The 23,724-nt window shown below is 73.0% G+C and carries 22 protein-coding genes; 11 read left to right on the forward strand and 11 right to left on the reverse strand.

Going from position 1 to position 23,724, the window contains the following annotated elements; genetic code table 11:
- Positions 1 to 2,230, reverse strand: a 2,230-nt coding sequence (locus ACZ6KO_RS24225) for a P-loop NTPase (RefSeq protein WP_469306092.1), incomplete at its 3' end; no start/stop codon positions are given.
- Positions 2,231 to 3,042: 812 nt separating this feature from the next.
- On the opposite strand from ACZ6KO_RS24225, the gene ACZ6KO_RS24230 reads away from it, so the two are divergent.
- Positions 3,043 to 3,687, forward strand: coding sequence for a hypothetical protein (locus tag ACZ6KO_RS24230; protein WP_469306093.1), 645 nt, complete (start codon positions 3,043 to 3,045; stop codon positions 3,685 to 3,687).
- Positions 3,688 to 3,721: 34 nt separating this feature from the next.
- Here the strand turns inward: ACZ6KO_RS24230 and ACZ6KO_RS24235 are convergent, their stop codons facing one another.
- Positions 3,722 to 4,648 carry a cyclase family protein gene (locus ACZ6KO_RS24235; RefSeq protein ID WP_469306341.1) on the reverse strand — a complete coding sequence of 309 codons (927 nt, stop codon included), beginning with the start codon at positions 4,646 to 4,648 and terminating at the stop codon, positions 3,722 to 3,724.
- A 94-nt stretch (positions 4,649 to 4,742) separates the two neighbouring features.
- Between ACZ6KO_RS24235 and ACZ6KO_RS24240 the strand changes: the two genes are divergently transcribed.
- From ACZ6KO_RS24240 to ACZ6KO_RS24250, 3 genes are read left to right on the forward strand one after another with little or no spacing between them, the layout of a single operon-like run.
- Positions 4,743 to 5,654: an SDR family NAD(P)-dependent oxidoreductase gene (locus tag ACZ6KO_RS24240; protein ID WP_469306094.1), complete on the forward strand. Its 912-nt coding sequence runs from the start codon at positions 4,743 to 4,745 to the stop codon at positions 5,652 to 5,654.
- Positions 5,655 to 5,666: 12 nt separating this feature from the next.
- A complete protein-coding gene (locus ACZ6KO_RS24245; protein ID WP_469306095.1) occupies positions 5,667 to 6,890 on the forward strand; it encodes an acyl-CoA dehydrogenase family protein in 1,224 nt (407 codons plus the stop codon).
- Between the two features lie 6 nt (positions 6,891 to 6,896).
- The gene (locus tag ACZ6KO_RS24250; protein ID WP_469306096.1) at positions 6,897 to 7,964 is read left to right on the forward strand and encodes a Zn-dependent alcohol dehydrogenase; all 1,068 of its coding nucleotides are present in this window, start codon (positions 6,897 to 6,899) and stop codon (positions 7,962 to 7,964) included.
- A gap of 137 nt (positions 7,965 to 8,101) precedes the next feature.
- On the opposite strand, the gene ACZ6KO_RS24255 is transcribed toward ACZ6KO_RS24250, so the two are convergent.
- Positions 8,102 to 8,716 (reverse strand): flavin reductase family protein, encoded by a 615-nt coding sequence (locus ACZ6KO_RS24255; protein ID WP_469306342.1) that lies wholly within the window; start codon positions 8,714 to 8,716, stop codon positions 8,102 to 8,104.
- A 232-nt stretch (positions 8,717 to 8,948) separates the two neighbouring features.
- Between ACZ6KO_RS24255 and ACZ6KO_RS24260 the strand changes: the two genes are divergently transcribed.
- Positions 8,949 to 9,731 (forward strand): VOC family protein, encoded by a 783-nt coding sequence (locus tag ACZ6KO_RS24260; RefSeq protein ID WP_469306097.1) that lies wholly within the window; start codon positions 8,949 to 8,951, stop codon positions 9,729 to 9,731.
- Between the two features lie 122 nt (positions 9,732 to 9,853).
- Positions 9,854 to 10,258, forward strand: a complete 405-nt coding sequence (locus ACZ6KO_RS24265; RefSeq protein WP_469306098.1) for an SgcJ/EcaC family oxidoreductase — start codon at positions 9,854 to 9,856, stop codon at positions 10,256 to 10,258.
- 160 nt (positions 10,259 to 10,418) lie between these two features.
- Here the strand turns inward: ACZ6KO_RS24265 and ACZ6KO_RS24270 are convergent, their stop codons facing one another.
- The 4 genes from ACZ6KO_RS24270 to ACZ6KO_RS24285 form a co-directional block, all read right to left on the reverse strand.
- Complete coding sequence (locus tag ACZ6KO_RS24270; protein WP_469306099.1) at positions 10,419 to 10,634, reverse strand: DUF1272 domain-containing protein; 216 nt, start codon at positions 10,632 to 10,634, stop codon at positions 10,419 to 10,421.
- A gap of 191 nt (positions 10,635 to 10,825) precedes the next feature.
- Entirely contained in the window at positions 10,826 to 11,755 is a 930-nt protein-coding gene (locus ACZ6KO_RS24275; protein WP_469306100.1) for an enoyl-CoA hydratase/isomerase family protein, read from the reverse strand.
- 34 nt (positions 11,756 to 11,789) lie between these two features.
- Positions 11,790 to 14,024 carry an acetate--CoA ligase family protein gene (locus ACZ6KO_RS24280; RefSeq protein WP_469306101.1) on the reverse strand — a complete coding sequence of 745 codons (2,235 nt, stop codon included), beginning with the start codon at positions 14,022 to 14,024 and terminating at the stop codon, positions 11,790 to 11,792.
- A gap of 185 nt (positions 14,025 to 14,209) precedes the next feature.
- Entirely contained in the window at positions 14,210 to 15,481 is a 1,272-nt protein-coding gene (locus ACZ6KO_RS24285) for a flavin-containing monooxygenase (protein WP_469306102.1), read from the reverse strand.
- 212 nt (positions 15,482 to 15,693) lie between these two features.
- Here ACZ6KO_RS24285 and ACZ6KO_RS24290 point away from each other — a divergent pair, with 212 nt between their 5' ends.
- Both ACZ6KO_RS24290 and ACZ6KO_RS24295 read left to right on the forward strand, forming a co-directional pair.
- A complete protein-coding gene (locus ACZ6KO_RS24290) occupies positions 15,694 to 16,146 on the forward strand; it encodes a DoxX family membrane protein (RefSeq protein ID WP_469306103.1) in 453 nt (150 codons plus the stop codon).
- A gap of 77 nt (positions 16,147 to 16,223) precedes the next feature.
- On the forward strand, positions 16,224 to 16,625 hold the full coding sequence (locus ACZ6KO_RS24295) for a Zn-ribbon domain-containing OB-fold protein (protein WP_469306343.1): 402 nt from the start codon (positions 16,224 to 16,226) through the stop codon (positions 16,623 to 16,625).
- Positions 16,626 to 16,644: 19 nt separating this feature from the next.
- Here the strand turns inward: ACZ6KO_RS24295 and ACZ6KO_RS24300 are convergent, their stop codons facing one another.
- From ACZ6KO_RS24300 to ACZ6KO_RS24310, 3 genes are all read right to left on the reverse strand, one after another.
- On the reverse strand, positions 16,645 to 17,325 hold the full coding sequence (locus ACZ6KO_RS24300) for a pyridoxine/pyridoxamine 5'-phosphate oxidase (RefSeq protein WP_469306344.1): 681 nt from the start codon (positions 17,323 to 17,325) through the stop codon (positions 16,645 to 16,647).
- 988 nt (positions 17,326 to 18,313) lie between these two features.
- Positions 18,314 to 18,685 carry a VOC family protein gene (locus tag ACZ6KO_RS24305; RefSeq protein WP_469306104.1) on the reverse strand — a complete coding sequence of 124 codons (372 nt, stop codon included), beginning with the start codon at positions 18,683 to 18,685 and terminating at the stop codon, positions 18,314 to 18,316.
- A 25-nt stretch (positions 18,686 to 18,710) separates the two neighbouring features.
- Positions 18,711 to 19,925 carry an acetyl-CoA acetyltransferase gene (locus ACZ6KO_RS24310; RefSeq protein ID WP_469306105.1) on the reverse strand — a complete coding sequence of 405 codons (1,215 nt, stop codon included), beginning with the start codon at positions 19,923 to 19,925 and terminating at the stop codon, positions 18,711 to 18,713.
- A 149-nt stretch (positions 19,926 to 20,074) separates the two neighbouring features.
- Here ACZ6KO_RS24310 and ACZ6KO_RS24315 point away from each other — a divergent pair, with 149 nt between their 5' ends.
- Together ACZ6KO_RS24315 and ACZ6KO_RS24320 are read left to right on the forward strand one after the other, a co-directional pair.
- On the forward strand, positions 20,075 to 21,325 hold the full coding sequence (locus ACZ6KO_RS24315) for an acyl-CoA dehydrogenase family protein (RefSeq protein ID WP_469306106.1): 1,251 nt from the start codon (positions 20,075 to 20,077) through the stop codon (positions 21,323 to 21,325).
- Positions 21,325 to 21,798 carry a nitroreductase family deazaflavin-dependent oxidoreductase gene (locus tag ACZ6KO_RS24320; RefSeq protein WP_469306107.1) on the forward strand — a complete coding sequence of 158 codons (474 nt, stop codon included), beginning with the start codon at positions 21,325 to 21,327 and terminating at the stop codon, positions 21,796 to 21,798. The genes ACZ6KO_RS24315 and ACZ6KO_RS24320 overlap by 1 nt, the downstream gene beginning before the upstream one ends.
- A 145-nt stretch (positions 21,799 to 21,943) precedes the next feature.
- Here the strand turns inward: ACZ6KO_RS24320 and ACZ6KO_RS24325 are convergent, their stop codons facing one another.
- Complete coding sequence (locus tag ACZ6KO_RS24325) at positions 21,944 to 22,591, reverse strand: TetR family transcriptional regulator (protein ID WP_469306108.1); 648 nt, start codon at positions 22,589 to 22,591, stop codon at positions 21,944 to 21,946.
- A gap of 337 nt (positions 22,592 to 22,928) precedes the next feature.
- Between ACZ6KO_RS24325 and kbpA the strand changes: the two genes are divergently transcribed.
- Positions 22,929 to 23,717 (forward strand): AfsK-binding protein KbpA, encoded by a 789-nt coding sequence (kbpA, locus tag ACZ6KO_RS24330; protein WP_469306109.1) that lies wholly within the window; start codon positions 22,929 to 22,931, stop codon positions 23,715 to 23,717.
- Positions 23,718 to 23,724 lie beyond the last annotated feature (7 nt).

The following is a 23,724-nucleotide window of genomic DNA, read 5'->3' on the forward strand; positions in this document are numbered from 1 at the left end:
TCTCACCCAGGCGGTTGGAGAGATTGTTGAGAGCCATGGCGAGGTCGGGCAGGTGGGCGTCGGGGTTGGCCTCGGCCAGGGTGCGGTAGTGACCGGCGGACTCCTGGATGGCAGCCAGGCTCTCCTCGTGCCGCCCCATCTCACCCAGGCGGTTGGAGAGATTGTTGAGAGCCATGGCGAGGTCGGGCAGGTGGGCGTCGGGGTTGGCCTCGGCCAGGGTGCGGTAGTGACCGACGGACTCCTGGATGGCAGCCAGACCCTCCTCGTGCCGCCCCACCGCGCCCAGGTCGACGGAGAGATTGTTGAGTGTCATGGTGAGGGCGGGCAGGTGGGCGTCGGGGTTCGCCTCGGCCAGGGCGCGGCGGATTGTGACGGACTCTTGGACGGTAGCCAGGCCCTCCTCGCGTCGCCCCACCTCACCCAGGCGGATGGAGAGGGCGTTGAGGGCGCTGGCGAGATGGGGCAGGTGGGCGTCGGGGTTCGCCTCGGCCAGGGCGCGGTAGCGACGGCTGATGGCGGTGGCGAGGCGGGCGGCGGTGGTGGCGAGGCGGTGGCTGGTGCTGGGGAATCGGCTGTACAACGCGTCGAGGTCGTCGAGGGTGGTTGCCGGATCGGTGGTGATGGTGTCGAGGGCGGTGGTGAGGGGGGTGGGGTGGTCGGTGCGGGTGGCGATGGTGACGATGTGCGGGCTGAGTCGCCGGTGGTGACGGATGCAGAGGCCGGTGAGGTGGGTGTCGAGCCTGCCTCGGAAGGCGGGGTGGGCGGCGGCGCGGCTGTAGACGGTGAGGAGTTGTTCGGATTGGGATTCGTCGGCTCCGTCGAGGAGGTGGTCGGCGAGGTGCGGGTCGGCGTCGAGGGTGCGGCCGGTGTGGCGTTCTGCGAGGCGGTCGGGTTGCAGGGCGCCCCACGGTGGACCGTTCCGTGACGTGGTGACGGGGTAGAGGGTGGCGAGCCAGGCGGTGACCTGGTTGCGGCGGTCGCGGGGCTGGTCCGCGAGCGCGGGCAGACGCCGCCACAGGATGTCGGCGTGTTCACGGTCGGTGGCACCGGTGAGGTGGGCCGCTGCGAGCGCGGTCCGCAGCGTGTCCGTACCCAGGCCGGGGGTGAGGCCGCGGGCCGTGGCGCTGCCCTGCCAGTACCGGGCTTCGTGGCCGAGCAGCCGGTCCTCGACGTCCCGTACGTCCTCTTCTCCTCCGGTGCTGTCCGCAGGTTCGGCCCGTGCGGTGTCGAGGAGGTCGGCGAGGACGGTCATGTGGAGGGTGAGCGCGTTGCCGTAGGCGTCGTCTTCGCCGAGGTGCTGCGGCGGCCGCAGGGCTGTGGCGGCCGCGGTCCAGTCGTGGCCGGCGAGGCCCGGGACAGCCGGGAGTGCGGTGGCCATGGCGCGGGCGGCGGTGAGGTAGTGGCCGACGCGCCGGTCGGGCTCGTCCTCCAGGGGGGTGAGGAGGCTGGTGCGGGCGGTGGTGAGGTGGTCCTCGGCCTGGCGGGTGGCGGTGGCAGCCTGCTGCCACCAGTCGCCCGCGGTGCGGGCCAGGAGCAGGAGCTTGAACGCGCTGGTGCCGGGGTGTTCGGCGGCGGCTTCGACGAGGGCGGTGAGCTGGTCGGGCCGGGTCTCGGCGTAGTCGAGGACGACCAGCAGCGGCTTGGCCGCCCGCCGGACCTCCAGCAGCTGCTCGGGGCGGGCTCCGGCGCGCGGCCACAGCACCGTCCAGCCCTGGGCCGTGAGCAGGTGGGCGAGGTGGTGGGCGAGGCGGGTCTTGCCCTGCCCGCCCGGGCCGTGCAGCAGCCACGCCCCGAATCCGCTCTGGCCGCACCACGCCTCCAACTGGGCGAGGAGGTCCTTGCGGCCGTGGAAGGGGACCGTCTGGCGTCCGGCCTCCAGCAGGGCCGCCGGTGTCACCGGCGCCGGCCGAGCGGCGGGCCGGGTGCTGGGGTCGGCGAGGTCCTGGAACTCCACCGCCTCCAGCCCAGCCTGCCGGCCGCCGCCATGATCGGCCAGGGCCGTACGGAAGGCGGGATCGTGGTGGAGGACGTAGGAGGGGACGACGTTGAGCCGGCTGTGGTCGGAGTGCCGGCGGTCGGAGGCGACGACGCCGGTCAGGTAGCGGTCGCAGAACACCCCCGCCCCCGACAGCCCCGACCACGGCGAGGTTCCGTCGCCCGGCCACCCGGCACCGGGGGTGCGCAGGTCCATGACGTATTGGTTGCCGACGAAGCCGCTGCCGGGGTTCACCTCCCCGTGCAGGTGCCCGGTTTCGGCCGGCCGGCCTCGGCGCTGGGCCTCGTCCGGAACACCCCACGTCTCGCACGGCGCACCGGGACGGGCGGTGGCCGGGCGTCCCCACAGGATCGGCACTGCTGGCGGCCTCCAGTGCGGGGAGCCGTCGACGAGCACGAGCGCCGCATCGTCACGCCCGCCCGGCGTGCCAGCCCACACCACCGTTCCGCCCGCGGTGCCGCTGCCAGCCGGGTGGAACACCTGCACCCGAGTGCCGGTCGGGCCGGTGACGTGCGCGGAGGCCAGAACCAGCCGGCCCCCGACCGCGTACCCCGACCCCGAGCCGTTTGGCCCGCTCACTGCGGCAACCCTGAGCTGTTCCACTTCCGTCCCTCCCCGGTCCCTGCCGCCCTGGCTGGGTCCCGGGTACGGCCGCGCGAGAGGCCGGCCTCGGACTCCGCACGCACCCCGTTTCCAGAACCTGACTCGTGATCAGAGCGATGCGGAAACCGTAGACGCCGGGCCCGGCCTGTCGCAGCAGATCCAGGCGATCCCGGCGCCCGCTTCCAGAGCCGGTTGCGGGACCGATGGCGGGGGGGCTGGCCGACGACTCGTCGTCCTGGCCGGTGTCGGCGTCGGCGTCACCGGCATTGGCGAACGAGCCCGCCGGGAGGCCCGGGAGGACTGCGCCGGATACCTGTCTTCGCCGATGGCTGGTTCCGTCGTGTGGTCCGCGAGTGACCATGGCCGGCCGCGGGTAATCGAGGGGCCTGAGAACGTGCGGGGTCAAGGGCCGCGGTGGCGGCCGGACACCAGCGGAGGCCGGTGTGATCTTTGTCGTGTTGCTCGTCTTCATCGTCATCGCCGTGGCGATCCGCGCGGCCGCCGGCGTCGGAGGCTTCGCTGTTCGCAAGATCGGCGACGCGGCGTCGTCGTATCAGGCCCGGCCACGGCCACGGCCCCAGCCGCGTCCCGTCAGCAGGCCCGCCCCCGCCAGGCGTCCGCACACCCCGCCGAGCGGCGGGGGGCGTGGCTCGGCCGCCACCGGGTCCGGCGGGCAGCGGGCGGGCCGGTCGGCGCAGCCGTCGGGGCCGGACCCGGCACCGCCGCCGGTGGAGTTCACGCGTCCGAGGTCTGAGGACCCCTGGCCGCCCCCGTCGACCGACTATGCGGATGCGGGGAACGCGAATGGTGGCGGCCAGGGATACGACTGGTCGGGCGGTCACCACCACGGCCATCACCATCACCATCACCATCACCACGACAGTGGCAGCGGTTACGACGGCGGTGGCGGGGGCTACGACAGCGGCGGCAGTGGTAGTGGCAGCAGTAGTGGTTACGACAGCAGCGGCAGCGGTGGGCACCACCATCACCACGACAGTGGCAGCAGCGGCAACTCCGGAAGCAGCGGCTATGACTCCGGGAGCAGCGGTTACGACAGTGGCAGCAGCAATGACAGTTCCGGCTACTGACTGACGTCACGGAACCCCGTCGCCCGTCGGCGCGTCAGAGGATGGCCACCGGGGCCACCGGGGTGCCCGTGGCGCCCGTGAAGGGTTCCGGCATGGCCGAGAGCAGGAAGCTGTAGCGGCCTTCTTGTCCACAGGCTGTGGACAGAGTTTCGAGGTTCCAGTTCTGGCCCTGGAGCATGCCCATCTCGACCAGGTCCAGCGCGTGCACCGGCAGCCACAGGTTCTCGTGCTCCGGCGGGAAGATCTCGAACGTCAGGGTGTCGTTCGCGACGGCCGCCACGTCCCGCGCGTGGAACCACTCCGGCGTACGGACGGACAGGCCCGGTGACGGGAAGCCGTACCCGTGCTTGTCGCCCGCCAGGTAGACCTGGATCTGGCCCGTGCGGACCAGCACGATGTCGCCGGCCTGCACCGTCACCCGTCCGAACTCCTCCGCCTCCGCCAGGTCCTCCGGCGTCACCGCGTGGTCGCCCGGCAGCCGGTCCACGCCCTTGGCAGCCGCCACGTCCAGCAGCACCCCGCGCGAGACGACCGGACCGGTCTTGTCGATGCCGCTGAACTGGGCTCCCGTGTGCGCGGCGATCGACGTCGCCGGGCGGCCGTTGTAGATCCTGCCCGAGTGCGAGACGTGCGTCAGGGCGTCCCAGTGGGTCGCGCACTGCAGGCCCATGGTCACCGCGTCGTCGCTGCACGCCACCGTGCCCGGCCCGAAGATCTCCTGGTTGATCTGCACCATCGTGTGCAGCGGGTTGATCCGTCCCGGGATCAGCCCGGCCTGGACGCCGTCCTCCTTCAGTGGCAGGGCCAGCGCGACCCGCCGGCCGGTGCGGATCTCGGCCGCGGCCGCCCGTACCACCTCGTCGGTGATCAGGTTCAGGGTGCCGATCTCGTCGTCGGCCCCCCAGCGGCCCCAGTTGTTGACGCGCTTGGCTATGTCGTGGAACTCGGCGGGCAGGGACATGGGTCGCATCAGCTCCTCGCTGGGGCTTGTGCTCGCGTATCTGACTGCCCATAGAATCTAACGGTCCGTCAGAAAACGCGGGAAGGGGCCGGACGTGGGGAACTTCTTGGCAGGCAAGGTCGTCGCCGTCACCGGCGCGGGCCGCGGCATCGGCCGGGCCGTCGCGCTCGCCGCCGCCGCCGAGGGCGCCAGGGTCGTCGTCAACGACTACGGGGTCGGCATCGAGGGCGGCGAGCCCACCAGCGAGGTCGCCGAGGCCGTCGTGAAGGAGATCACCGCGGCCGGCGGGACGGCCGTCGCCGTCGCCGACGACATCTCGACCATGGCGGGCGGCCAGCGGATCGTCGACACCGCGCTCGCCGAGTACGGCCGGATCGACGGCGTCGTGTGCGTGGCGGGCATCCTGCGCGAACGGATGCTCTTCAACATGTCCGAGGAGGAGTGGGACCCCGTCGTCGCCACCCACCTCAAGGGGACCTTCACCGTCTTCCGCGCCGCCTCCGCCGTCATGCGCCGCCAGGGCTCCGGCACCCTCATCGGCTTCACCAGCGGCAACCACCAGGGCAGCGTCGCCCAGGCCAACTACTCCGCCGCCAAGGGCGGGATCATCTCGCTCGTCCGCAGCGCCGCGCTCGGCCTGCACAAGTACGGGGTGACCGCCAACGCCGTCGCGCCGGTCGCCCGTACCCGGATGTCGGCGAACGTACCCATGGAGCTCAAGGAGATCGGCGAGCCCGAGGACGTGGCGGCGCTGGTGACGTACCTGCTCAGCGACCGGGCCCGGGGCGAGGGCATCACCGGGCAGGTCTACACGATCGCCGGACCCAAGATCGCGGTGTGGGCGCAGCCGCGCGAACTGCGCGCCGGGTACGCCGAGGGCGCCTGGACCCCCGAGAAGATCGCCGACTTCCTGCCCGGCACGGTGGGGACCGATCCGATGCCCATGCTGGCCCAGCTGGAGGCCATGGCGAAGGCGGCGGCCGCCAAGGACCGCCCGAACGCGTAGGGGCGGCCGGCCGTGGACTTCGGTTTCGGGGCCGAGGACGAGGAGTTCCGGGCGCGGGCCCGGGAGTGGCTCACCGGCCACCTCGTCGGGCCGTACGCGCAGGCGGCGGGGCTCGGCGGGCCCGGCGGCGAGCACGAGGCGGTGGCCGAGCGCCGGGAGTGGGAGCGCGAGCTGGGGCGGGGCGGCTGGATCGGCCTCGGGTGGCCGGATCCCGCGAGCGCCGACCGGGGGGCGTACGGGCAGCGGCCGGCCACGCTCACGCAGCAGGTGGTGTGGGCCGAGGAGTACGCGCGCGTGCGCGCCCCCGGCCGGGTCGGGCACATCGGCGAGAACCTGCTGGCCCCGACCCTGATCGCGTACGGCAGCCAGGAGCAGCGCGACCGCTTCCTGCCCGGGATCGCGCGCGGCGAGGAGCTGTGGTGCCAGGGGTACAGCGAACCCGGCGCCGGTTCGGACCTGGCCGGGGTGCGGACGGCGGCCGTGCGGGAGGGGTCGGGCTACCGGGTGTCCGGGCAGAAGATCTGGACCTCGCTGGCCCAGGAGGCCGACTGGTGCTTCGTCCTGGCCCGGACGGAGGCCGGCTCGCGGCGGCACGCGGGCCTGTCGTTCCTGCTGGTGCCCATGGACCAGCCGGGCCGGATCGAGGTCCGGCCGATCCGCCAGATGTCGGGGACGAGCGAGTTCAACGAGGTGTTCCTCGACGGAGCCGTGGCCGAGGAGGTCGTCGGCGGGGAGGGCAACGGCTGGCAGGTGGCCATGGGGCTGCTCGCGCTGGAGCGGGGGGTGTCGACCCTGGTCCAGCAGATCGGCTTCGCGGCGGAACTGGAGCGCGTACTGGAGACGTACGTGGCGGGCGCGGGCGGGGGCTCCGGCGATCCCGTGCTGCGGGACCGGCTCGTGCGGCAGTGGGCGGAGCTGCGGACCATGCGGTGGAACGCGCTGCGCACGCTGGGGAGTCCGGCGGACGGCCCCGGTGGCGATCCGGGCGCTCCCAGCGTGGCCAAGCTGCTGTGGGGCGGCTGGCACCGGCGGCTGGGGGAGCTGGCGGTGGCGGTACGCGGGGCCGCGGCCTCGGCGGGGCCGGAGCCGTGGCGCGCCGGGGCGCCGTACGTCCTGGACGAGGCGCAGCGGCTGTTCCTGTTCACCCGGGCCGACACCATCTACGGCGGCTCGGACGAGATCCAGCGGAACATCATCGCCGAGCGGGTGCTCGGCCTACCCAGAGAGCCAAGGTGAGCGGTGATGAGGGGCGTCGTCTTCGACGGCAAGCGGGCCCAGGTGGTCGACGACCTGGAGATCCGCGACCCGGGGCCGGGTGAGGTGCTGGTGGCGGTCGCGGCGGCCGGGCTGTGCCACAGCGACCTGTCGGTGATCGACGGGACGATCCCGTTCCCGCCGCCTGTGGTGCTGGGGCACGAGGGCGCCGGGGTCGTGGAGGCCATCGGGTCGGGAGTGACCCATGTGGCGCCCGGAGATCACGTGGCGCTGTCGACGCTGGCGAACTGCGGGGCGTGCGCCGACTGCGACCGGGGGCGGCCGACGATGTGCCGCAAGGCGATCGGGATGCCGGGGCAGCCGTTCTCGCGGGGCGGGAAGCCGCTGTTCCAGTTCGCGTCCAACTCCGCCTTCGCGGAACGGACCATCGTCAAGGCCGTGCAGGCGGTGCGGATACCGGCGGACATCCCGCTGACCTCGGCCGCGCTGATCGGGTGCGGGGTGCTGACCGGCGTGGGCGCGGTCCTCAACCGGGCCAGGGTCGACCGCGGCGAGTCGGTCGTGGTCATCGGCACCGGCGGGATCGGGCTGAACGTGCTCCAGGGGGCGCGGATCGCGGGCGCGACGACCATCGTCGCGGTGGACGCGAACCCGGCGAAGGAGGCGGTGGCCCGGCAGTTCGGGGCGACGCACTTCGTGGACGCCTCGGCGGTCGCGGACGCGCCGGCGGCGGTGAAGGAGATCCTGCCGACGGGCGCGGACCACGCCTTCGAGTGCGTGGGCAACGTCGGGCTGATCCGGCAGGCGATCGACCTGCTCGACCGGCACGGGCAGGCGGTGCTGCTGGGCGTGCCCGGGTTCACCGAGGAGGCGTCCTTCCTCGTCTCGTCGATGTACCTGGACAAGTCGATCATGGGCTGCCGGTACGGCTCCTCGCGCCCGCAGCGTGACATCGCCCTGTACGCCGAGCTGTACCGGCAGGGACGGCTGCTCCTGGACGAGCTGGTGACGGAGGTCTACCCGGTCGAGGACTTCGCGAAGGCGGCCGACGACGCCCACCACGGGAGGGTGGCGCGGGGCGTGCTGACCTTCTGAGGTGCTGGCGTGCTGACGCTGCTGATGTGCTGAGGCTCCGGGTGCGCGCGCAAGGGCCCCGGGTGGCGGCGGTGCGGCCACCCGGGGCCCTTGCCGTCCTCCGCCTCCGCCTCCGCCGCCTCCTCCGCCGTACGGGCTCAGTCGGCGAAGCGGCCGAACCTGCCCTTGTGGAAGAGCAGCGGCTCGCCCTCGCCGGCCGCGCCCATCGCCTCGACGCGGCCGACCACGATCAGGTGGTCGCCGCCGGTGTGGACGGCGTGGATCCGGCAGTCGATCCAGGCCGGTACGGCGTCCAGCCGCGGCGAGCCGGTCACGGGCGCCGGCGTGTGGTCCACCCCCGCGAACTTGTCGGCGCCGCTGACCGCGAACGAGCGGCACAGCTCGCCCTGCGCGGCGCCCAGGATGTTGACGCAGAACACCCCGGCGCGCGCGATGCGCGGCCAGGTGGTGGACGTACGGGCGACCATGAACGTCACCAGGGGCGGGTCGAGGGAGAGCGAGGCGAAGGACTGGCAGGCGAAGCCGGCCGGTCCTCCCTCGCCGTCGGCGGCGGGCGCGGTGACGACCGTGACCCCGCTGGCGAAGTTGCCGAGCACGGCCCGGAACTCGGCCGGGCTGACGGGCGCGCGCTCGTCCTCGCCGACGGCCCGCAGGTCGGGGCGCGGGAGGGTTTCGACGGGCTCCGCCGCGGTGGGGGAGCCGACTGACCGGAGATATCGGACGACGGTGGCCGCCATCCCTGCGTGTCCCATCACGAGACCGATTGAAGCTGACGGTGCGTCAGATGGGAAGGGGTGCGGCTTCCCCGCCCGGCCGCGGTTGCCCGCGCCGCGGTTGCCCGCGCTCCGGCTGTCCGGGTGAATCCCGGCTTCCCTGCGGGCGCGGGGCGGTGGCGGTACGGTCACGGGGCCGGACGGGTGGGCATCGTGGCCCCGGACTCCGTAGAGCCGCACCGCAGCCGTACCGCATCCGCAGGAGGAACGCATGCTCGGCACAGACTTCCGCACCGGTTCGCCCAACTGGATCGACCTCGGCAGCCCGGACACGGACGCGTCCGCTGCCTTCTACGGCGCCGTCTTCGGGTGGGACTTCGTCTCCGCCGGGCCCGAGGCCGGCGGCTACGGGTTCTTCCGGAAGGGCGGCAGGACGGTGGGGGCGCTCGGTCCGCTGATGGAGGAGGGGGCGCAGTCGGCCTGGACGACGTACTTCGCGTCGGACGACATCCAGGAGACCGCCCGCAAGGTGGCCGCGGGCGGCGGCTCCGTACGCGTCGAGCCCATGGACGTGATGGGCGAGGGCTGGATGGGGCAGTTCACCGACCCGCAGGGCGCCCAGTTCGCCGTGTGGCAGCCGGGGAAGACCAAGGGGCTGGAGACGGCGTCCGAGGACGACACACTGGTGTGGGTGGAACTGCACGTCGAGGACCCGGTGAAGGCGATCGGCTTCTACGGCGGGGTGTTCGGCTGGCGCTCGCAGGAGATGGAGGCGCCCGGCATGACCTACAGGGTGCTCAGCATCGCGGAGGGCGATCTGGAGGACGGCTCCTTCGGCGGGGTGGCGCCGCTGCAGGAGGGGCACCGGGACGCCCGCTGGGTGCCGTACTTCGCGGTCGCCGACACCGACGTGGTGGAGGCGTCCGTGACGAACGGCGGCGGCAGCGTGCTCATGCCGTCGGCGGACGTGCCGGACGTCGGGCGGATCGCCTGGCTGGCGGACCCGGCGGGCGCGGTGTTCGCCGTACTCAAGCCGAGCCCCCCGCAGGGGTGAAGGCGGGGGACCCGCGGCCTCGGCCGCGGGTCCCGCTACGCCCCTCGTCCGGCCGGGGCCGAGGAGTCGGTGGTCGAACCCCTCTTGACCTCAATCGCACTTGAGGGAACACCGTGGTTCACATGAACACGGAATCCACGGCCCACGCGGCCGATCTCGAAGCGATCCACCAGGTCGTAGCCACCGTCGAGCACTCCCAGCAGCACAAGGACCCCGACGAGTTCCTCGCTCTCTTCCACCCCGACGCGGTCTGGACGACGGGCGGCGGCAAGGTCCTCATCGGCCTCGACGCGATCTCCGAGTTCACCCGCAAGGTCCTTCCCGCGGACGACTGGGACGGCAAGGTCACCTACGAGGTGATCCACGTGTTCTTCATGCGCCCCGACGTCGCGGCGGTCAAGGTCCGCCAGCTCTACCTGAGCCCGGGCGCCGGGAGCGAGGGCGCCCCGCTGTACGTGATGACCAAGCAGGATGACGGCCGCTGGTTGCTGACCGCCTGCCAGAACACCGGGGTCGTTGCCGACTGACCGATTCCAAGGGTTCGGCTGCGCGCATGGGACGAGGGCGTCCAACGTCAGTGTGTGAAGACAGAGTTGGACACCGTCGCGATCGCACTCTATGCAACAAGCGGCCGCGCAAGAACGACCACACTGGACAGCCCGTTCTACGATTACTCACCGCCTACGATCACTGACCCGCGCGGCTGATCGTCTGCTCGGCGGCGGGCGCCGACGCACGGCGAGGGCGGGCGACGAGTTCACCGCCGCAGTTGGGGCATGTGTCCCGCATGGCGTCGCTGCAGGACACGCAGAACGTGCACTCGTACGAGCATATGCGGGCTGACGAGACCTGCGGCAGCACCGTTTCGCATCGTTCGCAGCGGTCGCGCATCTCCAGTGCCATGACTCTCCTGTCAGGTTCAAGTATCCGTTGCCCCGGTGTCAGCACCGGACGAAGTCAAGTGCCCATTCTCGGAACAAGGATCTTGACCTGACAGTGTCGACAGGGACAGCCTTGCGTAAGATCCGGCCGCTGCCGGAGCGCCCGAGCAAGCTGCAGACGACACCTCTTCGCAACCCCTTGGAATCGGTCATCTAGAAGCCGCGGTACTTGGGCGTGCGCCGCTCCACGAAGCTGGCCACGCCCTCGTTCGCGTCCGCCGTCGTCATGTTGATCTCCTGGGCGGCGGCCTCGGCCGCCAGCGCGGACGCGCGGTCGCTGTCCAGGGAGGCGTTGACCAGTTGCTTGGTCAGCGCCAGGGCGCGGGTGGGGCCCTGGGCGAGGCGTTCGGCCCACTCCTTGGCCGTGGCGTGCAGCTCGCCGGCCGGGACGACCTTGTTGACCAGGCCGATCCGGGCGGCCTCGGCGGCCGGCAGCGCGTCGCCGAAGAACATCAGCTCCTTCGCCTTCTGCGGGCCGATCAGCCGGGGCAGCAGATAGGCGCCGGCGCCGTCCGGGACCAGGCCGCGGCGCGCGAAGACCTCGATGAACTTCGCGCTGTCGGCGGCCAGGACCAGGTCGCAGGCGAAGGCCAGGTGCGCGCCGATACCGGCCGCCGTGCCGTTGACGGCGGCGATGACCGGCTTTTCGCAGTCCATGACGGACGTGATGAAGCGCTGGGCTCCGAGGCGGATCATGCGGGCCACGTCGCCGGCGATCCGTTCGGAGGGGGCTGAGGGGGCTGCGGGGGCGGCGTGCGCGGACGGGGATCCGCGCAGGTTGGCGCCCGCGCAGAAGCCCTTGCCGGTGGCGGTGAGGACGACCGCGCGCACGGCGGGGTCGGCGGAGGCGGCGGCCAGCAGCGAAATGACGCGCTCACGCTGGTCCCAGGTGAGGGCGTTCATGGCCTCGGGGCGGTTGAGGGTGATCCACGAGACCCCGTTGTCAGTGGTGTGCCGTATCAAGGATGCGAGGGAATCATCCGGTGTGCCGGTCCTGTCCGGTGTACCGGTCGTGTCCGCTGTGCCCGTCGTGTGTGTTGTGTGCGTCGTATCCGTGGTGTCCGTCTTGGGGGAGTCGGTCATGGAAGAGCTCCAGTCAAAGGTGTCCCGGGCCGCGTCAGCGGCAGATCGCCAGCGCGTCCAGTGCCACCGCGCCCTGGCCGCGCGGGAGGACCATCAGCGGGTTGATGTCGAGCTCCGCGAGTTCGTCGCCGAGTTCCAGCGCCATGCGCTGGATCCGCAGCACGACCTCGACCAGCGCGTCGACGTCCGCCGGGGGCGCCCCCCGGACCCCCTCCAGGAGGGCGTGGCCGCGCAGTTCGGTGAGCATCGCGCGGGCCTGGTCCTCGCCGAAGGGCGGGACGCGGACGGCGGCGTCGCGCAGGACCTCCACCAGGACACCGCCGAGGCCGACGGTGACGGTCGGGCCGAAGAGGTCGTCGTGGGTGACGCCGACGACCATCTCGACGCCCCGCTCGACCATCTGGCAGACCAGGATGCCGTCCAGCGGGATGTTCTCGTAGCGGGCGATGTCGGTCAGCTCGCGGTAGGCGTCGCGGATCTGGCTGGCCGAGGTCAGGCCGATCTTCACCAGGCCCAGTTCGGTCTTGTGGCCCAGCTGCGGGCCGGAGGCCTTCATCACCACGGGGTAGCCGACCAGGCCGGCCGCGCGGACGGCCGCCGCCGCGCTCGTCACCAGCTGCTCGCGCGGCACCCGGATGCCGTAGGCGCGCAGCAGCTGCTTCGCCGCGTGCTCGCTGAGCTGCTGGCCCGGGCGCATGAGCGCCTGCGCCTTGCGGTACGAGGGGGACGGCGTGCGGGGCGCGTCGTCGAAGGGGGACCGGTAGCCGGCGGTGAAGCGGTGGTGGCCGAGGTAGGCGCGTACGGCGGTGATGCAGTTGCCGAAGGTGCGGAAGGTCGCGACGCGGGAGGAGCCGAGGAGGGTGGAGCGGTAGGCGTCCTCGGTGCCGACGGGGGAGCCCCAGATCACGCAGATCAGCTTGTCCGTCCGCTCCGCCGCGTCCACCAGGTCCTGCGCGAGCTTGTCGCTCATGGGCGGGAAGGGCCCGGTGATCGGGCAGATCAGCACGCCCACGGCGGGGTCGGCGAGGATCGCGTCGATGATCTTGCGGCCGCGCCAGTCGCCGACCGGGTGGCCGCCGTTGTCGACGGGGTTGGAGACGCCCAGGTAGTCGGGGATCCACTGGTGGAGCTCGTCCTGCTTGGCCTGGGAGAGGGTGGGCAGGTGCAGGCCCGCCTCGGTGGCCAGGTCGGAGAAGTGGGCGCCGGTGCCGCCCGAGATGGAATAGACGACGACGCCGTCGGCCTGCGGGGTGCGGGCACGGGCCAGCAGGGCCGCGGTGTCCTGGAGCTCGTCGAGGCCGTCCACGCGTATGACGCCGAACTGGCGCATGGCCGCGTCCACGACGGTGTCGGCGCCGGTCAGCTTGCCGGTGTGGGAGGCGGCCATCCGGGCGCCGGTCTCGGTGCGGCCGACCTTGACGGCCACGACCGGGACGCCGTTGCGGGCGGCGCGGTCGGCGGCCAGCAGGAAGGACCGGCCGTCCTTGAGGCCCTCCACGTAGGCCGCGATGGCCCCGACCTCGGGGCGCCCGGCGAAGTAGGAGATGAAGTCGGCGGTCTCCAGGTCGGCCTCGTTGCCGGTGGGTGCCCAGTGCGAGAGCCGGATGCCCAGTTCCTGGAGGGCGTAGACGGGGCGGCCCTGGTGGCCGGACTGGGTGATCAGGGCGATGGCCGGGCCGTCGAGGTCCTCGCGGAACTCCTCGAAGGCGTTGAGGTTGGTGTTCGGGCCCAGCAGGCGCAGGCCCGAGCGTTTGACGGCGGCGGCCAGGCGGGCCTGGGCGGCCGCCCCCGCCTCTCCGGTCTCGGCGAAGCCCGACGCGAAGGCGACGGCGAACCTCACCTTGGCCTCGGCCAGTTCCTCGACGACCGGCAGCGGGTCGCCGACCAGCAGGACGGCCAGGTCCACCTGCTCGGGCAGGTCGGCCACGGAGGGCACGCAGGGCCGGCCGAAGACCGTGGTGCGGGTCGGGTGCACGGGATGGAGCCGCGCGCCGACACGTTCGGCCCAGGCGATGAGCTGGCGCGTGATGCCGGTGTTCGGTCTGCCCTCGGCGTCGGAGGCGCCGACGACGGCCACGGACTCGGGCCGGAAGAACCGGTCCAGGTCGGGCACGTCGGCGTGCAGGGGCCGTCCGCTGACGTCCAGGTCGCCCGCGCCCGTGGGGGTGGCGGCCGCCGTGGAATGGACCGCCGTCCTGGGGGTCTCCCCGCAGGCCTCGACCCGTGCGCGGAAGTCGGTGGTGAGGGTGCCGTGAGTAGATCCAAGCATCGTTCCGCCCGCTCCTGCTCGATGACTCGCGTACAGACGCGCGTACAGCTGACGCGTAGTCAGATTACTGAACTGACGCGCCGTCAGGAACAGGGCTGCGCAGGAAAAGGTGACGGGCCGCCCCGCCGGGCGGTGCGGGGCGCTCGCTGGGCGGGGCGTGGTGCTTGCGCGGCGGTGCGGGGCGCTTACTGGGCGGGACGGGTCGCGCGGCGGGAGGCCCGGGTGGGGCGGGGCTCCCGGGTGGAGCGGGGGCCCCGGGTCCGGGTCCGCCCGGCCTCCTCCTTGGAGAGTGCCCGCGAAAGCCCCCGCGCTATCTTCTCGGCGTCCCGCGCCAGTTCGCGGAGCATCCCGCTGATGGGACTGCTGAAGCCGGTGAAGTGCAGACCCGGCGCCTGCGCGCAGGCGCGGGCGCCGTGCGCGAGGGGGCGGCCCTGCTCGTCCAGTACGCCGAGATGGCCGACCAGGCCCTCCAGCGCGCGGTGGTAGCCGGTGGCCGCGACCACCGCGTCCGGGGTGATCCGGGAACCGTCGGCGAGCACCACCTCGGCGCCGTCGAAGCCCTCGACGGCGGCGACCGGCTCGACCCGGCCGGCCCGGACGGCAGCGATCAGGCCGACGTCCTGCACGGGGATCGCACCCTGCCCGACCCGGGTGTAGAGGCCCGTGTCGGGACGCGGGAGGCCGTGCGCCGACAGGTCGGGGACGGAGATCCGGGCGACGACCCGCGCGAGCCGGTCCACCAGGCGCACGGGCAGCCGCCGTACCAGGATCCCGGTGCGCTGGGCGGGCCAGCCGGCCGTCGAGCGGCGCAGGATGTGCGGGACGGTGCGCACCGCCAGGCGTACCCGCGCGGCGCCGCCCTCGACGAGGTCGACGGCGATCTCGGCGCCGGTGTTGCCGACGCCGACGACCAGGACGTCCTGGCCGGCGTACGGCCGGGCGTTGCGGTAGTCGCTCGCGTGCGTGAGCGTGCCCGTGTAGGTGTCACGGCCGGTCCAGTCGGGCAGCCGCGGGGTGTGGTTGAAGCCGGTGGCGACCACGACGGCGCGGGCGTCGAGCTCACGCCCGCCGGTGGCGAACAGGGTCCAGCCCGCCCCGTCCGGGGCCCGCTCGATCCGGGTGACCTCGACGCCGGTGACCAGCTCCAGCTCGTGGTGCTCGGCGTACTGCTCCAGGTAGCGCACCACGTTGTCGCGCGCGACCCACCGGCCGAAGCGGCGCGGGATGGCCAGCCCGGGCAGACCGGACAGGCGGCGGGTGGTGTGCAGGTGCAGCCGGTCGTAGTGGCGGCGCCAGGAGGCGCCGACGGAGTCGGACTTCTCCACGACCACCGCTCGCACCCCCCGGGCGCGCAGGGCGGCGGCCGCGGCGAGCCCCCCGGGCCCGCCGCCGATCACGTACACGGGACGCGGCTGCGTGACGCGGAGGTCGTCGGTCTGTGTGCGGGGTCCGGGCATGAGCAGTGAGCGTATCGCCACGCAGCGTTGTTGGGTCTCGGGAGGGCGGGGATCCGGTTGCGGATCGATCACGGCGGATCGATCACGGCGGGGCGGGCCGGGCCGGGGTGGGCCGGAGGGGGTCGGAGTGGTTCGGCCGGGCTCTTGCGGGATCGGCGGCGATCCGCTGAACTGACGTACCGTCAGATCATGCGCAGGGTGGAGGGTGGCCGATGCAGACCGTCTGGCTCAGTGGGGCCGAATGGCTCGCCGTGCTCCGCATAGGTCTCGGCCTGTGGTGGCTGGAGAGCTGGCGGCACAAGGACAAGAAGGGCTGGTTCGAGCGCGGGACCGGCATCGCGTGGGCGGCCGACGTCGCGAACAAGCACCGCTGGGCGTTCGTGAAGGGCGGCTTCCAGAAGGTCGTCCAGCCCCGGCCGCGCCTGATGGCATACGTCGTCGTCTACGCCGAGCTGGCCCTGGGCCTCGGCCTGATCAGCGGCTTCCTGACCCCGATCGCCCTGGTCGGCGGCCTGCTGCTGAACCTGCTCTACCTCGTGCTGATGATCCACGACTGGGCCGAGCAGGGACAGAACGCCATGATGGCGCTGATCTCCCTGGTCGCGCTGTTCGCCATGAGCTGGCAGGTCTGGTCACTGGACGCGGCGATCGGGCTGTTCCTGTGAGCGGGGGCGGGGGCGGGAGCGGGGGCGGTGGCGCGAGCAGCGGCGGGGGGCCGGTAGGTGCGGGGCCGCGTTTCGATCTGCCGGAGGCGGACGAGTTCACACGCCCCTACTGGGACGCCGCCGCCGAGGGCGCGCTGCTGCTGCGCCACTGCGCGGCCTGCGGGCGCGCGCACCACTACCCGCGCGAGTTCTGCCCGTACTGCTGGGCGGAGCCGGACCAGGTCGGCTGGCGCCCGGCGACCGGCCGCGCCACGCTCTACACCTGGTCCGTCGTCCACCGCAACGACCTGCCGCCCTTCGGCACCCGCGTCCCGTACGTCGCCGCCGTCGTCGACCTCGCCGAGGGGCCCCGGATGATGACCGAGGTCGTCGACTGTCCCGAGGCCCGGCTGGCCGTCGGCATGCCGCTCCAGGTCACGTTCCGCGAGGTGGCCGAGGGCATCACGGTCCCGGTGTTCCGCCCGGCGGCGGCCGCCTGAGCGCGTCGGGCCGGGGGTCCTACGGCCAGAGGAGTTCGCGGGTCCAGCCGCCCTCGGGGGTGCGCCGGTAGCGCAGCCGTACGTGGCGGCGCATCGCGTCGCCCTGGAAGAATTCGACCTCGTCGGCGTCCAGGACGTACGCCGTCCAGGTCGGTGCGGGCGCGTCCGGTTCCGCCCCGGCCCGCTCCCACGCGGCCGCCGACGCCTCGGCCAGTTCCTCGACCGAGCCGAGCACCTCGCTCTGGTGCCCGGTCAGCGCGGCGGCCAGCGCTCCGCGCGAGCGTACGGCCAGATCCGCCCGGCTCTCCTCGGGGCTGCCGGTGGTGACCCGTCCCCGGACGCGGACCTGGCGTGCCACGGCCGGCCAGTAGAACCCGAGCGCCGCCCGCGGGTGGGCGGCCAGCTGCCGGCCCTTGGCGCTGGTGGCGTGCGTGGCGAAGTGCCAGCCGCGCCCGTCGGCGTCGTGCAGCATCAGCGTCCGTACGTCGGGCCGCCCCCCGTCGTCGACGGTCGCCAGCGACATGGTGTGCGGCTCGGCCTGGCCGGCCGCGGCGGCGTGCACGAACCACTCCCGGAACAGCGCCACCGGATCGGCGGGCGCGGCGCCCGCGTCGAAGCCGGGCAGCTCGGTGTCCCACACCCGCAGGGACCGCAGGACGGCGTGGAACTCGTCGGCGTCGGGGGTCTCGTCACGGCTCATGGTGGTCATCGAACACCATGGTGGGGTGACCTTGTCCGCTGTCCGTTGGGCGTTGTGGGGGTTCCGGGGTCATCCCGTCAGTCCTCACTGTCCTTCCGTGCCGGGCCGGCCTGTCAAGAGCGCTCCTTCGTCGCGTCGCTGCGCGATTCCGCTTCGCTCCACTCCTGACAGGCCGTCCCGTCCCGGAAAGACAAGGACTGTCGGGACGCCCCCGAAAGAACGGGAGGTCGGCACTCCACCAAGGCGAGGGGTTCCAAGGGCCCGCCCAGGGGCCCGGCCAGTCCATTCCCCCGCACGCCAGGTGCGGGAGCCACCGAAGGCAAGGGGCGCGCCGGATCGCTACGCGCTTCGGCCGGCATAGCGGCCCCGGCCCGCCTGTGGCAGGACATAGGCCGCCTCGGATTGCCGCTGGCTGCTCTCTCAGGCGTCTGATCCCCGTCTGGTGATATGCGGCGGGCAGTCAGCGGGAGTGCGGGCCGGGGGGGGGCTCCTGGACGGCTCGGGGACTCGCGCAATGGCCCTCCCGGCCCCAAGCCGGGCCGCAGGCGCGTGATCGCAGGAGCGCGTAGCGATCGATGGCGGCCTATGTTCGGCCACGGCCGGGCCGGGGCCGCTGTGCCGGCAGGAGCGCGTAGCGATCTGGTGCGCCTGCTCGCCAGGGGCCGGCTTGCGCACCTGGCGTGCGGGGAAACGGACTGGCCGGGCCACTGGGCGGGCCCTTGGAACCCCCAGGCATGGAAAGGCTGCGACCTTCCGTTCTTTCGGGGGTGTCCCGACAGTCCTTGTCTTTCCGGGACGGGGCGGGCTGTCAGGGGTGGAGCGAAGCGGAATCGCGTAGCGACGCGACGAAGGAGCGCTCTTGACAGGCCGGCCCGGCACGGAAGGACAGTTAAGGACTGACGGGATGACCCCGGAACCCTTACGAAGCCCAACGGACAGCGGACGAACACCCGAAGCCGAACGTCCTCACCCCCGCCCCCGCCCCGCCTCAGGCCGGGTGCGCCGCCCTCGTGTGGCGCGGCTCGTACAGAGCGATCTCGCCGCCTCCCGGGAGGCGGAACCGCGTCAGGCGGCCCCAGCCCGCGTCGGTGATGCCCGTCGTGAACTCGACGCCGGCCGCCATGAGTTCGGCCACGGTGGTCTCGACGTCGTCGCACATGAGGTAGAGCTCGTGCCCGCCCGGGCCCGGGCTCGGGTCCACCGGCTCCGCCGGGTGGACCGCGACCTCCGCCGGGGGCAGCGCGAAGATCAGCCAGCCTCCGCCCGCGTCGACGTGGCGGAACCCGAGGACGTCGCGGAGGAAGGCCCGGTCGGCCTCGGCGTCGCGGCTGTAGATGATGACGTGGGCGCCATTGATCATGCGGCCGACAGTACGGGCACCGGCCCTACTCCCGGCCCAGGATCACCGTGCCCGAGGAGCAGAACCACCCGCCCGTACCCGAGGCGACCGCCACCTCGGGCAGCCGGCCGCCGCGCTTGCGCACCTGCCCCTCGCCCGCCTCGCCCCGCAGCTGCCGCACCGCCTCGACCAGCAGGAACAGCCCCCGCATCCCTGGGTGGCAGGCCGACAGGCCGCCGCCGTCGGTGTTGACGGGGAGCTCGCCGTCGCGCAGCAGCCGGCCCTTCTCCACGAAGGCCCCGCCCTCGCCCTTGGCGCAGAACCCCAGGTCCTCCAGGGTCACCAGCGTCATGTACGTGAACGCGTCGTAGAGCTCGGCGACGTCGACGTCCGAGGGCCGCAGCCCGGCCCGCTCGAAGGCGATCCGCCCCGAGACCGCCGCCGGGGAGACCGTGAAGTCCTCCCACTCCGACATCGTGGTGTGGGAGACGGACGTGCCCGTGCCCAGGACCCACACCGGGGCCTTGGCCGTGTCCGCGACGTACTCCTCGGCGGCCAGCAGCACCGCGCACCCGCCGTCCGAGCGGATGCAGCAGTGCAGCTTGGTGAACGGGTCCGCGATCATGTCCGAGGACAGGACCTCGTCGATGGTCAGGGGCTCGCGGAACATCGCGTCCGGGTTCGTCGCCGCGTTCGCGCGGGCCTGGACCGCCACCGAGGCGAGCTGTTCCAGGGTCGTGCCGTACGCGTGCATGTGCCGGCGGGCGGCCATCGCGTACTTCGCGATCAGGGTGTGGCCGTAGGGGACCTCGAACTGCAGCGGTCCCCGCGCGCCGAAGGACAGGTTCGACGTACGCCGCCGCGCCTTGATGTCGGCGCGCGCCGTCGAGCCGTAGACGAGCAGGACGGCGTTGGCGGCACCGGAGGCGATCGCGTCCGCCGCGTGCGCCGCCATGACCTCCCAGGTGGAGCCGCCGACCGAGGTCGAGTCCACCCACGTGGGCCGCAGGCCCAGGTACTCGGCGACCTCGACGGGGGCGAGGGTGCCGAGACCGGCCGAGGCGAGCCCGTCGACGACCGAGCGGTCCAGCCCGGAGTCGGCCAGGGCGCGCCGGGCGGCCTGGGCGTGCAGGGCGTACGGGGTGGGGCCGTCGACCTTGCCGCAGTCCGAGAGGGCGACGCCGACGACCGCGACCCGGCGGCGGCCGTGCGGGGAGGGCGGGGCGGCGGGGCGTCCAGGGCGTCCAGGGAGTCCAGGCATGCGTGAACGGTATATCTGACGGATCGTCAGGCGCTAGTGCGGGCGCGGGGGCGCCTTCTCGGGCGGGCCGCTTCCGCCCTCTGTGCATCTGGCCGCCCCCGCCCTAACATGACGCCCCGTCAGATATCTCCCCCGGGAGGAGCCCGACGATGGACGCCGCCTTCACCGCGGAGCAGGACGAGATGCGCCGCACCCTGCGCGAGATCCTGGGCAAACGCTGCGGTCCGGACGAGGTCAAGGCCGCCGTCCGGACCGACGCCGGATACGACCACGAGCTGTGGCAGCAGCTCGCCCAGCAGCTCGGGCTGCCCGGGATCGCCGTCGCCGAGGAGTACGGCGGCGTCGGCTGCACCCCCACCGAGCTCGCGCTGGCCTGCGAGGAGACCGGGCGCGCCCTGCTCCCCTCGCCCCTGCTGGCCACCGCGGCGCTGGCGGTGCCGCTGATCACCGCCCTCGGGACGGGCGCGCAGCGCTCCGCACTGCTGCCGCCGCTGGCCGCCGGGAACCTGACCGCCACGCTCGCCGTGCCCGGCACCGCGCTGTCCACCGCGCTGGCGCTGACCGGCGAGAACACCGGCGGGGCATGGGCGGGCGGCGGCCGGGCCGGCGGGGTGCAGGCCCGCCGGGACGAGGGCGGCTGGCGGCTGTACGGGGAGGCGGCGCAGGTCCTCGACGGCCACAGCGCCGGCCTGCTGCTGGTCGCCGCGCACGCCGGGGGCTTCGCGCGCAGCCGCACGCTGCTGTTCCTCGTACGGGCGGACGCGGCCGGCCTGGTGCGGACCCGGCAGACCGTCCTGGACGAGACCCGGCCGCAGGCGCGGGTGCAGTTCCGCGACACCGCCGCCGAACTGCTGGGTCAGGGCCAGGAGCCGGGCCACGGCGACGGGCCGGGCCACGGCGAAGGGCCGGGCCGCGAGGACGTCGCGGGCGGGGGGCCCGGCGTGCTCGCGGCCCTCGCCGACGCCGGGCGGGCCGCCGCCGCCGTGCTGGCCGCCGAGGCCGTCGGCGCGGCCGGCCAGGCGCTCGCCCGCACGGTCGAGTACGTCGGTCAGCGCGAGCAGTTCGGGCGGCCGATCGGGTCCTTCCAGGCCGTCAAGCACCGCCTCGCCGACGTGTACGTACAGGTGCAGGCGGCGCGCTCGGCGGCGTACTACGCCGCCTGGGACCCCGAGCAGGGGCCGCTCGCCCTCGCCCAGGCCCTGGAGGCGCTGCGCCTCGCGGCGGGCGAGGCGATCCAGCTGCACGGCGGGATCGGCTTCACCTGGGAGCACGACGCGCACCTGTACTTCAAGCGGGCGGCCGCCGACGAGTTGCTGTTCGGGCCGGTCCACCGGCTGCGCGCGCACGCCGCGCACCGCGCGGGCCTGTTCACCCCCACACAGGAGAAGGTGGCCGTCTGATGGCTCCCGGCGTCAAGCTCATGCAGAAGGTGTCCTCGACCCTGCTGTTCGCGAAGATCGCACCGCACTTCATCCCCGCGATGGACAAGGCGGTGCACCGGCTGACCCGCGGCCGCGTCATCCTCAGCGCCCAGATGCTGCCCGGGGTGATCCTGACCGCCCGGGGCGCGAAGACGGGCGAGCCGCGCACCACACCGCTCGCCTGCATGCCGGAGGAGGGCGGGGCGAGCTGGATCCTGATCGGGTCCAACTTCGGCCGGCCCGGGCATCCGGCGTGGACCGGGAACCTGCTCAAGCACCCGGACGCGGACGTGAGTTGGAAGGGCCGGGACATCGCCGTACGGGCCCGGCTGCTCCAGGGCGAGGAGCGGGCGGCCGCGTGGCAGGCGGTGCTGAAGTTCTGGCCGCCGTACGCGACGTACCAGGCACGCATCGAGCGCGAGATCCGGCTGTTCCGGCTGGAGCGGCGCTGACCGCGACCGGAGGCCCGGCGGCCGCCCGGACCCGGACGCCGTGACGCCGGACGATGTGACACCGGACACCGTGACGCCGCGATGCCGGACGACGTGGCGCCGGACGACGTGACGCCGGGGCGGCGGACCCTCTCCGGGCCCGCCGTTACTTGGTCGGCTTCTTGCCCGTGATGCCGAGGTGGACGAGCAGCGCCAGGTTCGGCTTGAGCTCGGCCTGCTTGACCCCCCAGGTCTGGAAGCCCTTCTGGTGGGAGGCGACCGCGGCCAGCATCGCGACCAGGGAGCCGGCGACGGCGGCGGGGCTGACGTCCTTGTCGACCTTGCCCTTGGCCTGGAGCTCCTTCATCGACTCCGTCAGGGAGTTGGTGACGGAGTTCAGGATCTTCATCCGGATCTTGTAGAAGCGCTTGTCGCCCTCGGCCGCGCCGAGGTCGACGACCCGCAGGATCGCGTCGTTGCGCCGCCAGAAGTCCAGGAATCCCTCGACGAGTTCCTCGGCCGCCTGCCAGCCGGACTTGCCGACCCAGCTACGGCCCTCGACCAGCGCCGTCAACTGCGCGCCCTCGGCGGCCATGTGCTCGGCGATCTCCAGGACGGCGCCCTCGACGTCCGGGAAGTACTGGTAGAAGGTCGCGGGGGAGGTGCCGGCCTTGCGGGCGACATCGATCACCTTCACGTCGCGGTACGGCGAGGAGCTGAGCATCTCGCCGAGGCAGTCGAGCAGCTTCTGCCGCGTCGCCTGACCGCGCCGGCCGGCAACGCGGCCGTCGACGGTGCGTACTTGTCCTGTCATGCCGTCAGCTTACCGAGGGGTGATCCGCGCGCGATTCGGCCGCCTGCAAATGGGGTGACGCGGGGTCCGGCCAGGCGGCGGGCCCTTTCGGCGGCGATTTCCGGCCGGAAGCGCGGCGGGCTGCGCGGCCGGCGTGCAGGCGAGGTGCAGCCGGGGTGCGGCCGATGCGAATCCGTCGGCGGGCCCCGGCGCGTCCCCCTTCCCTCGGAGGATCCCCCGAATAGTCTTATCAACAGGCTGTGGACAAGGTGGCGGCAGATCATGTGCTGGGGGCGCATACCGCAGGAGAAGGCAGTACATGGCACCACACCCCCGCACAACGGAAGGAACCGGGCCCATGGCCGCATTCACAGAAGGCACGCCCTGCTGGGTGGATGCCTCGCTTCCGGACGTCGAGGCGGGCAAGCGTTTCTATGGTGAGCTCTTCGGCTGGACCTTCGGGGAGAGTGCCGGTGGCTACGGCGGCTACACGCAGGCGTACAGCCGGGGCCGCAACGTCGCCGCCCTCGCCCCCAAGCCCGACGGGCGCATGCCCACCGTGTGGGGCGTCTACCTGTACACCTCCGACGCGTACGCCTGCGCCCAGCGCATCCGCGCCGCCGGCGGGCAGATGGTGATGGAGCCCATGCCCGTCGGCCCGTACGGCACCGCGGCGATGGCCGCCGACCCCGGCGGCGCGGTCTTCGGGCTGTGGCAGCCCGGCACGCACCACGGCTTCGAGGCCAGCATGGAGCCGAACACGTACTGCTGGACCGAGCTCTACACCCGCGCTCGAGACGCGGTGGACGCCTTCTACGCCAAGGTGTTCGGCTACGTACCCGAGGACCAGACCGACGCGGGCACCGACTACCGCACGTGGTCCCCGCCCGGCAGCGCGCCCGGCACGGACACGGCCGTGATGGGCCGCACGCTCATCACGGACGCGTTCCCCGAGATGATGCCCTCGCACTATCTGGCGTACTTCGCGGTCGCCGACTGCGACACGGCGGTGGCCACCGTGCGCAGGCTCGGCGGACGCGTGACGGCGGACCCGTTCGACACGCCGTACGGGCGGATCGCGGTCGTCACCGACAATCAGGGGGCGGCCTTCGCGCTGCTCTCGGAACCCGACGACGAGAAGGCCTGACAGAATC

The organism is Streptomyces sp. NPDC042102 (assembly GCF_055582305.1).

Coding starts and splice junctions, on each gene's coding strand:
- ACZ6KO_RS24235 (WP_469306341.1), bottom strand. CDS start 4,648: ATGTCCCTGCCCGCCGAGTTCCACGACATAGCCAAGCGCGTCAACAAC.
- ACZ6KO_RS24250 (WP_469306096.1), top strand. CDS start 6,897: ATGAGGGGCGTCGTCTTCGACGGCAAGCGGGCCCAGGTGGTCGACGAC.
- ACZ6KO_RS24255 (WP_469306342.1), bottom strand. CDS start 8,716: ATGGGACACGCAGGGATGGCGGCCACCGTCGTCCGATATCTCCGGTCA.
- ACZ6KO_RS24260 (WP_469306097.1), top strand. CDS start 8,949: ATGCTCGGCACAGACTTCCGCACCGGTTCGCCCAACTGGATCGACCTC.
- ACZ6KO_RS24265 (WP_469306098.1), top strand. CDS start 9,854: ATGAACACGGAATCCACGGCCCACGCGGCCGATCTCGAAGCGATCCAC.
- ACZ6KO_RS24270 (WP_469306099.1), bottom strand. CDS start 10,634: ATGGCACTGGAGATGCGCGACCGCTGCGAACGATGCGAAACGGTGCTG.
- ACZ6KO_RS24275 (WP_469306100.1), bottom strand. CDS start 11,755: ATGACCGACTCCCCCAAGACGGACACCACGGATACGACGCACACAACA.
- ACZ6KO_RS24280 (WP_469306101.1), bottom strand. CDS start 14,024: ATGCTTGGATCTACTCACGGCACCCTCACCACCGACTTCCGCGCACGG.
- ACZ6KO_RS24285 (WP_469306102.1), bottom strand. CDS start 15,481: ATGCCCGGACCCCGCACACAGACCGACGACCTCCGCGTCACGCAGCCG.
- ACZ6KO_RS24290 (WP_469306103.1), top strand. CDS start 15,694: ATGCAGACCGTCTGGCTCAGTGGGGCCGAATGGCTCGCCGTGCTCCGC.
- ACZ6KO_RS24300 (WP_469306344.1), bottom strand. CDS start 17,325: ATGAGCCGTGACGAGACCCCCGACGCCGACGAGTTCCACGCCGTCCTG.
- ACZ6KO_RS24305 (WP_469306104.1), bottom strand. CDS start 18,685: ATGATCAATGGCGCCCACGTCATCATCTACAGCCGCGACGCCGAGGCC.
- ACZ6KO_RS24310 (WP_469306105.1), bottom strand. CDS start 19,925: ATGCCTGGACTCCCTGGACGCCCTGGACGCCCCGCCGCCCCGCCCTCC.
- ACZ6KO_RS24315 (WP_469306106.1), top strand. CDS start 20,075: ATGGACGCCGCCTTCACCGCGGAGCAGGACGAGATGCGCCGCACCCTG.
- ACZ6KO_RS24320 (WP_469306107.1), top strand. CDS start 21,325: ATGGCTCCCGGCGTCAAGCTCATGCAGAAGGTGTCCTCGACCCTGCTG.
- ACZ6KO_RS24325 (WP_469306108.1), bottom strand. CDS start 22,591: ATGACAGGACAAGTACGCACCGTCGACGGCCGCGTTGCCGGCCGGCGC.
- kbpA (WP_469306109.1), top strand. CDS start 22,929: ATGGCCGCATTCACAGAAGGCACGCCCTGCTGGGTGGATGCCTCGCTT.